The organism is Micromonospora sp. CPCC 205539 (assembly GCF_036906815.1).
Lineage (GTDB): Bacteria > Actinomycetota > Actinomycetes > Mycobacteriales > Micromonosporaceae > Micromonospora.
In genome coordinates this window covers 24,086-31,848 of sequence record NZ_JBAKHW010000057.1, presented here as the reverse complement: position 1 = coordinate 31,848, position 7,763 = coordinate 24,086, and the positions used below count along the sequence as shown (strand labels likewise).

Sequence of the window (7,763 nt, the reverse complement as noted above, 5' to 3'; positions counted from 1 at the left end):
CGCCCGCCGCTGCGCCCGCCCGCCGCTGCGCCCGCTGCACCCGCGCTGCCCGCGCCGCGCCCGCGCTGCCCGCGCGCTGCGCCCGCACCGCACGCCGCGCTGCCCGCGCCGCTGCTTCAAGATCCGCGCAGGTTCGGGGATGTTGCTGCCTCAACGCGCGCTGAGGCAGCAGTTTCCCGGAAGTTGCGCGGATCTTGTGCCGAACGGCGGCGGGCACACCGCGTGGAGCGGGGGTCAGGCGGGGAGGAAGGTGAAGCGGACCTGGCGGACCGGATTGTCGCCGTTGGTGTCGACCAGGCAGATCGACTGCCAGGTGCCCAACGCCAGCCGCCCGTCGAGCACCGGCAGGGTCGCGTACGGCGGAATGAAGGCGGGCAGCACGTGATCCCGGCCGTGGCCGGGCGAGCCGTGCCGGTGCCGCCAGCGGCCGTCGGTGGGGAGCAGGTCGTCGATCGCCCGCAGCAGGTCGTCGTCGGAGCCGGCACCGGTCTCGATGATCGCCAGCCCGGCGGTGGCGTGCGGCACGAAGACGTGCAGCAGCCCGTCTCCCTGGCCGGAGACGAACGCCTGGGCCTCGTCGGTGATGTCCCGGACGACCGGCCGGGACCCGGTCTGGACGGTGATCACGTCACTGCGCATACGTCGCATTCTGCCCCAGCGCGGAATCAGCTGCCGCCGCCACCGGAGTCACCGCCCCCACCGCCCCAGCCACCCCCGGAGTCGCCGCCACCGCCACCGCCGGAATCGCCGCCGCCGCTCCAGGACCCGGAGCCGCCGCTCGTCCCGCCGCCGACCAGCTCCGGGCCACCGGAACCATCCCGGCCGTCGGAGCGGCCGGACCCGCCGTCGCCGTCGCCATCCTGGCCGCCGATCAACTCCGGACCACCAGACCCATTCCGACCGCCGGAACCATCCAGGCCGCCAGACCCATTCCGACCGCCGGAACCATCCAGGCCGCCGGACCTATCCGGACCGCCGGAACCATCCCGCCCGCCGGGCCTATCCGGGCCGCCGGAACCATCCCGCCCGCCGGGCCTGTCCAGGCCGCCGGGAGCATCCAGGCCACCGAAGCCGCCGTCACGATCACGATCGTGGCTGCCGAGCTCGGCGCCGACGGTTCCGGGCGGCGCCGGGTGCAGGCCACCGCCGGAGGTGTCCGCACCGTCCCGACGGCGGCCCGGTTGACGCGACACTCTGGCCACGCGGCCGAGTCCCGGAGCAGGACCGCGCCGAGCACCACCAGCAGCGCACCGAAGGGCACCAGTCCCACCGCCGCCGCGTCGCCGCCGGCGAATTCGAGCGCACCCACCACCGTGACCGACACACCGGCAACGATCATGATCCCGGCGACCGCGGCAGGGCCCCTTCTCATGCCCGCGACGGTAGGGGCCGCGGGCAAGGCCGCCGTGGGCGAGCGAGCTTGTCCGCTCGAAGGCCGAGCCGCGCCCGATCGCGCTAAGTTACCGATTGGTACGTGTGTTGAGCGTCGCGTCGAGGGGGTCTAGACGTGACGGCGGGTGCCACCAGGAGGCAGGATGGCGCTAGAGACCTATCCCACACACAACCGAGGGAACGCCTGTGGCTACGGAACGCAAGCGCCCGGTGATCAGCGACGGCCTACCGAGCCAGCTTCCGGACATCGACCCTGAAGAGACCAGCGAATGGGTCGAGTCGCTTGATGGTGTCATCGACGAACGCGGCGCCAAACGCGCTCGCTACGTCATGCTGCGCCTGCTGGAGCGGGCCCGCGAGCGCCAGGTCGGGGTTCCGCCCCTGACCACCACCGACTACATCAACACGATCCCGTCGGAGCGCGAGCCGTGGTTCCCGGGCGACGAGCACGTCGAACGACGGATCCGGGCCTACGTCCGGTGGAACGCCGCGATGCTGGTGCACCGGGCGCAGCGCCCGGAGATCGGTGTCGGCGGGCACATCTCCACCTTCGCCAGCTCCGCATCGCTCTACGAGGTGGGCTTCAACCACTTCTTCCGGGGCAAGAACCACCCGGGTGGCGGCGACCAGATCTACTACCAGGGCCACGCCTCCCCCGGCATGTACGCGCGAGCGTTCCTGGAGGGGCGGCTCAGCGAGCACCAGCTCGACGGGTTCCGGCAGGAGTTGTCGCACCCGGGCGGGGGGCTGCCGTCGTACCCGCACCCGCGGCTGATGCCGGACTTCTGGGAGTTCCCCACCGTCTCGATGGGGCTCGGTGGTCTGAACGCGATCTACCAGGCGCGGTTCAACCGCTACCTGCAGCACCGCGGCATCAAGGACACCTCCCAGCAGCACGTCTGGGCGTTCCTCGGCGACGGTGAGATGGACGAGCCGGAGACGCTCGGCGCCATTGGTGTGGCCGCCCGCGAGGAGCTCGACAACCTCACCTTCGTGATCAACTGCAACCTTCAGCGGTTGGACGGCCCGGTCCGTGGCAACGGCAAGGTCATGCAGGAGCTGGAGTCGTTCTTCCGGGGCGCCGGCTGGAACGTGATCAAGGTGGTCTGGGGCCGGGAGTGGGACCCGCTGCTCGCCGCGGACACCGACGGCGCGCTGGTGAACCTCATGAACACCACGACCGACGGCGACTTCCAGACCTACAAGGCGGAGTCCGGGGCGTACGTCCGGGAGCACTTCTTCGGCCGTGACGCGCGGACCCGCAAGATGGTCGACCCGCTGAGCGACGACGAGATCTGGAACCTCAAGCGGGGTGGGCACGACTACCGCAAGCTCTACGCGGCCTACAAGGCGGCCACCGAGCACACCGGTCAGCCCACCGTCATCCTGGCGAAGACGATCAAGGGCTGGACGCTCGGCTCGCACTTCGAGGGCCGCAACGCGACCCACCAGATGAAGAAGCTGACGCTGGAGGACTTGAAGACCTTCCGTGACCGGCTCTACCTGGACATCCCGGACTCGGCGCTGGAGGACAACCCCTACCTGCCGCCGTACTACCACCCGGGCGAGAAGTCCGAGGAGCTGGCGTACCTCCGGGAGCGGCGCGAGCAGCTCGGCGGCTTCCTGCCGTCCCGCCGGACCAAGACCAAGCGCCTGGCCATCCCCGGCCCGGAGCGGTTCGCCGACATCAAGCGCGGCTCGGGCAAGCAGAAGGTGGCCACCACGCAGGCCTTCGTCCGCCTGCTCAAGGACATCATGAAGGACAAGGAGTTCGGCAAGCGCTGGGTGCCGATCATCCCGGACGAGGCGCGCACCTTCGGCCTCGACTCGATCTTCCCGACCGCGAAGATCTACTCGCCGCACGGCCAGCGCTACACCTCGGTCGACCGGGACCTGTTCCTGTCGTACAAGGAGTCGACCACGGGGCAGATCCTGCACGAGGGGATCAACGAGGCCGGTTCGGTCGCCTCGTTCACGGCGGCCGGTTCGGCGTACGCCACGCACGACGAGCCGATGATCCCGATGTACATCTTCTACTCGATGTTCGGGTTCCAGCGGACCGCCGACGGTCTGTGGGCCGCTGCCGACCAGATGGCCCGGGGCTTCCTGCTCGGTGCCACCGCCGGCCGGACGACGCTCAATGGTGAGGGCCTGCAGCACGAGGACGGCCACTCGCTGCTGATCGCCGCCACCAACCCGGCGGTGGTCGCGTACGACCCGGCGTTCGCCTACGAGATCGCGCACATCGTGGAGCAGGGTCTGCACCGGATGTACGGGGACGCGCAGGAGAACGTCTTCTACTACCTGACGGTCTACAACGAGCCGAGCCTGCAGCCGGCCGAGCCGGCCGGGGTGGACGTGGAGGGCCTGCTCAAGGGCATCTACCACTACTCCCCCGCGCCGCAGGTCGACGGCCCGAAGGCCAACGTGCTGGCCTCCGGCACCGGCATGCAGTGGGCGCTCAAGGCCCAGCAGCTGCTCGCCCAGGACTGGGGGGTGGCCGCCAACGTCTGGTCGGTGACCTCCTGGACCGAGCTGCGCCGGGACGCGGTGGAGTGCGAGGAGTACAACCTGCTCAACCCGGGTGCCGAAGCGAAGGTGCCGTACATCCAGCAGAAGCTGGCCGACGCGGACGGGCCGAAGGTCGCGGTCAGCGACTGGATGCGCGCGGTACCGGACCTGATCGCACGCTGGGTACCGGGTGACTACACCTCGCTCGGCACCGACGGCTACGGCATGTCGGACACGCGGCACGCGCTGCGCCGGCACTTCCACGTCGACGCCGAGTCGATCGTGGTCGCCACCCTGCGGCAGCTCGCCCGCAGCGGCGCAGTGCCGGCCACCGTCCCGGCCGAGGCCGCCAAGAAGTACGCGATCGACGACGTCAACGCCGCTCCGGTCGGCAAGACCGGTGGCGACAGCTAGGTCCCGCACGAACCAGGAAGGCCCGGCGCACCCCCGCGCCGGTCCTTCCTGGTTTCCAGCCCCCGTCGATCATCGAGTTGTGCTGGGGAACGAAGCGGTGAAGTCACCTCGTACCCGGCACCACAAGTCCATGATCGACGCGACGAGGGTCGATGCGGGGCCGGTCAGCCTACGGCGGCCAGGTCGGTCAGCCGGGCCAGCGAGTCTTCCAGGTCGGCGCCGACTCGACGCAGGCCCAGTCGCAGCATGGCCGCCTTGACCGGACCGGCCGGCCAGCGGACCACGATGAGCCGCACGACGGTCCCGCCCTCTTCCTCCTCGTCGGGAGTGAGCTGGACGTAGATCTCGGTGCGCGCCTCCGCGCGAGCACCGGCACCTTTGGCCCGTTCCCGCCAGCCGATCAGGTTCGGCTCCTGGTAGGCGATCACCTCGGCCTCATGCGCCGAGCCGCGCCCCGCCTGGACCAACTGCCGCCGTCCGAAGCCCTCTCCCGAGAGCACCTCGGCCGCGCGGACCCCCGCCAGCCAGGCCGGCAACTGCTCGGCCCGCTGTACGACGTCCCAGACCATTTCCACCGGCGCCGCCACGTGCGCACTGCGTTCCACGAGGATCATTTCCGTCTTTCCTCCAGTGAGGACATCACACGATATCGGCACTCTATGCGCAAAATCGGACGTACCAGGACGGGTTCGGAAAAAGACACGCCGATCAACCATTGCGCATTGCGTCATCCCGGCCTATGGCGCATTGACCCGGAGCGCTTTAGAGTCCCGAACACATTTCATGTTGATCGGGAGGGCGCATGCCGACCGCACCGATGCCGGAATTCCCCGCCGACTTCCGCTGGGGCGTCTCCACCTCGGCCCACCAGATCGAGGGCGCCACGACCGCCGACGGACGCGGACCGTCCATCTGGGACACCTTCGCGCACTCCCCCGGCCGGATCAGCGACGGCAGCACCGGCGAGGTCGCCTGCGACCACTACCACCGGCACGCCGAGGACGTCGCGCTGCTGTCCGGGCTGGGCGTCTCGGGGTACCGCTTCTCGATCGCCTGGCCCCGGGTCCAGCCCACCGGCGCCGGCCCGGCCAACGCCGCCGGCCTGGACTTCTACGACCGCCTGGTGGACGACCTGCTGACCGCGGGCATCGACCCGGTGGCCACCCTCTACCACTGGGACCTGCCCCAACCGCTCGAGGACGCCGGCGGCTGGCTGCACCGCGACACCGCGGCCCGGTTCGCCGAGTACGCCGAGAAGACCGCCGCGCGGCTCGGCGACCGGGTCCGGCTCTGGATCACCCTGAACGAGCCGTTCATTCAGATGAGCCTCGGCTACGGCATGGGCGTGCACGCCCCCGGCCAGGCGCTGCTCTTCGACGCCTTTCCGGTCGCCCACCACCAACTGCTCGGGCACGGGCTCGCGGTCGCCGCGCTGCGGACCCGCACCGCGAGCCCGGTGGCGATCGCCAACAACTACTCCCCGGTGCGGGTGCTCGGCGACCGTGACGTCGACCGGGCCGCCGGGGCGGCGTACGAGGCACTGCACAACCGGCTCTTCACCGACCCCCTGCTCGGTCGGGGCTACCCGGAACTGCCCGGCCTCGACCCCGGCGTGGTCCACCCCGGCGACCTCGACACGATCGCCGCACCGATCGACGTGCTCGGGGTCAACTACTACAACCCGACCGGTGTACGGGCCGCAGAGGCGGATTCGCCACTGCCGTTCGACCTGGTCCCGTTGGAGGGTTATCCGCGTACCGCCTTCGACTGGCCGGTGGCCCCCGACGGGCTGCGCGACCTGCTCGGCTGGCTACACGACACGTACGGCGACGCACTGCCACCAATCGAGATCACCGAGAGCGGCTGCGCGTACGACGACGTCGTGGACTCCGACGGCCAGGTGCCCGACCCGGACCGGATCGCCTACCTCGATGGCCACCTGCGGGCGGTACGGGACGCCATCGACGACGGCGTGGACGTCCGCGGGTACTTCGTCTGGTCACTGCTGGACAACTGGGAGTGGGCCGAGGGGTTCACCAAGCGCTTCGGTCTGGTGCACGTCGACTACGCCACCCAGACCCGTACGCCGAAATCCTCGTACACCTGGCTGCGGGACGTGATCGCGGCCAGCCGGCCGGGGTCGACGCGGTGACCACCGTCGACCCGACGCCGGCGTCGCTGCCGGCGGCGCTCGCCGAGCCGACGGTGCCGGTGCGCCGCAGCTGGATCGGTTTGATCTTCGCGGCCAACCTCGGCGTGTGGATGGCGTTCTTCACGCCCATCCAGGTGCTGCTGCCGCAGCAGATCGAGCAGATCGCGCCCGGCGACAAGGAGAACATGCTGGCCGTGGTCACCGGCCTCGGTGCGCTGGCAGCGGTGCTGGCCAACCCCCTGGCGGGCGCTTACTCCGACCGGACCTGCCTACGGATCGCCGGCCGCGAGTTCGGTCGTCGGCACGTCTGGACGGCGGGCGGGGCCGTGCTCGGCGCGGCGGCCCTGGTGCTGCTGGCCCAGCAACGGACCATCCTCGGGGTCGCCCTCGGCTGGGTCGCCGCGCAGGTCTGCTTCAACGCGATGCTGGCCAGCCTCAGTGCCGCCATCCCGGACCGGGTTCCGGTGACGCAGCGCGGCGGGGTCTCGGGTTGGGTGGGCATCCCGCAGGCGCTCGGGCTGGTGCTCGGCGCGGTGCTGGTCACCGCAGTGGTCACCGGCAACGCCGCCGGCTACCTCGCCATCGCCGTGGCCATCCTGCTGCTGTCGCTGCCGTTCGCGCTGCTCACCCCCGACGAGCCGCTGCCGCGTACCCATCGGCCCGTGGTGCGCACGCGGGCGCTGCTGGCCTCGATGTGGATCAGCCCGCGTCAGCACCCGGACTTCGCCTGGGCCTGGATCACCCGGTTCCTGGTCCAGCTCGGCAACGCCCTGGGCACCCTCTATCTGCTGTACTTCCTCACCGACGGGGTGCGCCACCCCGACCCCGAGGGCGGCCTGCTGGTGCTGATCCTGCTCTACACGCTCGGGATGATGCTGACGGCTGTGGTCGCCGGCCGGATGTCCGACCGTTCCGGCCGCCGCAAGATCTACGTGATCGTCTCCGGGCTGATCATGGCGGTGGCGGCGCTGCTGCTCGCGGTCGCGCCGGTCTGGCCGATGGCCATCGTCGCGGCGCTGCTGCTCGGCGCCGGGTACGGCGTCTACCTCTCGGTGGACGCCGCGTTGATCACCCAGGTGCTGCCCCGGGCCACCGACCGGGCCAAGGACCTGGGCGTCATCAACATCGCCAACTCGGCGCCGCAGGTGCTCGGGCCGGCGCTCTCCGCCCCGCTCGTGGTGTACCTGGGCGGCTATCCCACGCTCTACGCGGTCACCGCAGTGGTCACCCTGCTCGGCAGCGCCCTGGTCGTCAAGATCCGCTCGGTGCCCTAGGGGGCGGTGGCGGAAAGCAG

The 7,763-nt window shown here is 70.7% G+C and carries 7 protein-coding genes; 3 read left to right on the top strand and 4 right to left on the bottom strand.

The annotated features are described in order from the left end of the window. Positions 1–234 precede the first annotated feature (234 nt). From V6V47_RS30185 to V6V47_RS30175, 3 genes are read right to left on the bottom strand one after another with little or no spacing between them, the layout of a single operon-like run. Complete coding sequence (locus tag V6V47_RS30185) at positions 235–639, bottom strand: YjbQ family protein (protein WP_334631899.1); 405 nt, start codon at positions 637–639, stop codon at positions 235–237. A 26-nt stretch (positions 640–665) separates the two neighbouring features. Then, positions 666–875, bottom strand: a complete 210-nt coding sequence (locus tag V6V47_RS30180) for a hypothetical protein (protein WP_334631897.1) — start codon at positions 873–875, stop codon at positions 666–668. Beyond that, positions 872–1,372: a hypothetical protein gene (locus tag V6V47_RS30175; protein WP_334631895.1), complete on the bottom strand. Its 501-nt coding sequence runs from the start codon at positions 1,370–1,372 to the stop codon at positions 872–874. The genes V6V47_RS30180 and V6V47_RS30175 overlap by 4 nt, the downstream gene beginning before the upstream one ends. Positions 1,373–1,578: 206 nt before the next feature. On the opposite strand from V6V47_RS30175, the gene aceE reads away from it, so the two are divergent. Further along, positions 1,579–4,317, top strand: coding sequence for a pyruvate dehydrogenase (acetyl-transferring), homodimeric type (gene aceE / locus V6V47_RS30170; protein WP_334631893.1), 2,739 nt, complete (start codon positions 1,579–1,581; stop codon positions 4,315–4,317). A 164-nt stretch (positions 4,318–4,481) separates the two neighbouring features. Here aceE and V6V47_RS30165 read toward each other — a convergent pair whose 3' ends face one another. Further along, positions 4,482–4,931, bottom strand: a complete 450-nt coding sequence (locus V6V47_RS30165) for an SRPBCC domain-containing protein (RefSeq protein ID WP_334631891.1) — start codon at positions 4,929–4,931, stop codon at positions 4,482–4,484. 188 nt (positions 4,932–5,119) lie between these two features. Here V6V47_RS30165 and V6V47_RS30160 point away from each other — a divergent pair, with 188 nt between their 5' ends. Next, positions 5,120–6,469: a GH1 family beta-glucosidase gene (locus V6V47_RS30160; protein ID WP_334631889.1), complete on the top strand. Its 1,350-nt coding sequence runs from the start codon at positions 5,120–5,122 to the stop codon at positions 6,467–6,469. Continuing rightward, on the top strand, positions 6,466–7,743 hold the full coding sequence (locus tag V6V47_RS30155; RefSeq protein WP_334631887.1) for an MFS transporter: 1,278 nt from the start codon (positions 6,466–6,468) through the stop codon (positions 7,741–7,743). Before V6V47_RS30160 ends, V6V47_RS30155 begins: the two co-directional genes overlap by 4 nt. The last annotated feature ends 20 nt before the right edge of the window (positions 7,744–7,763 follow it).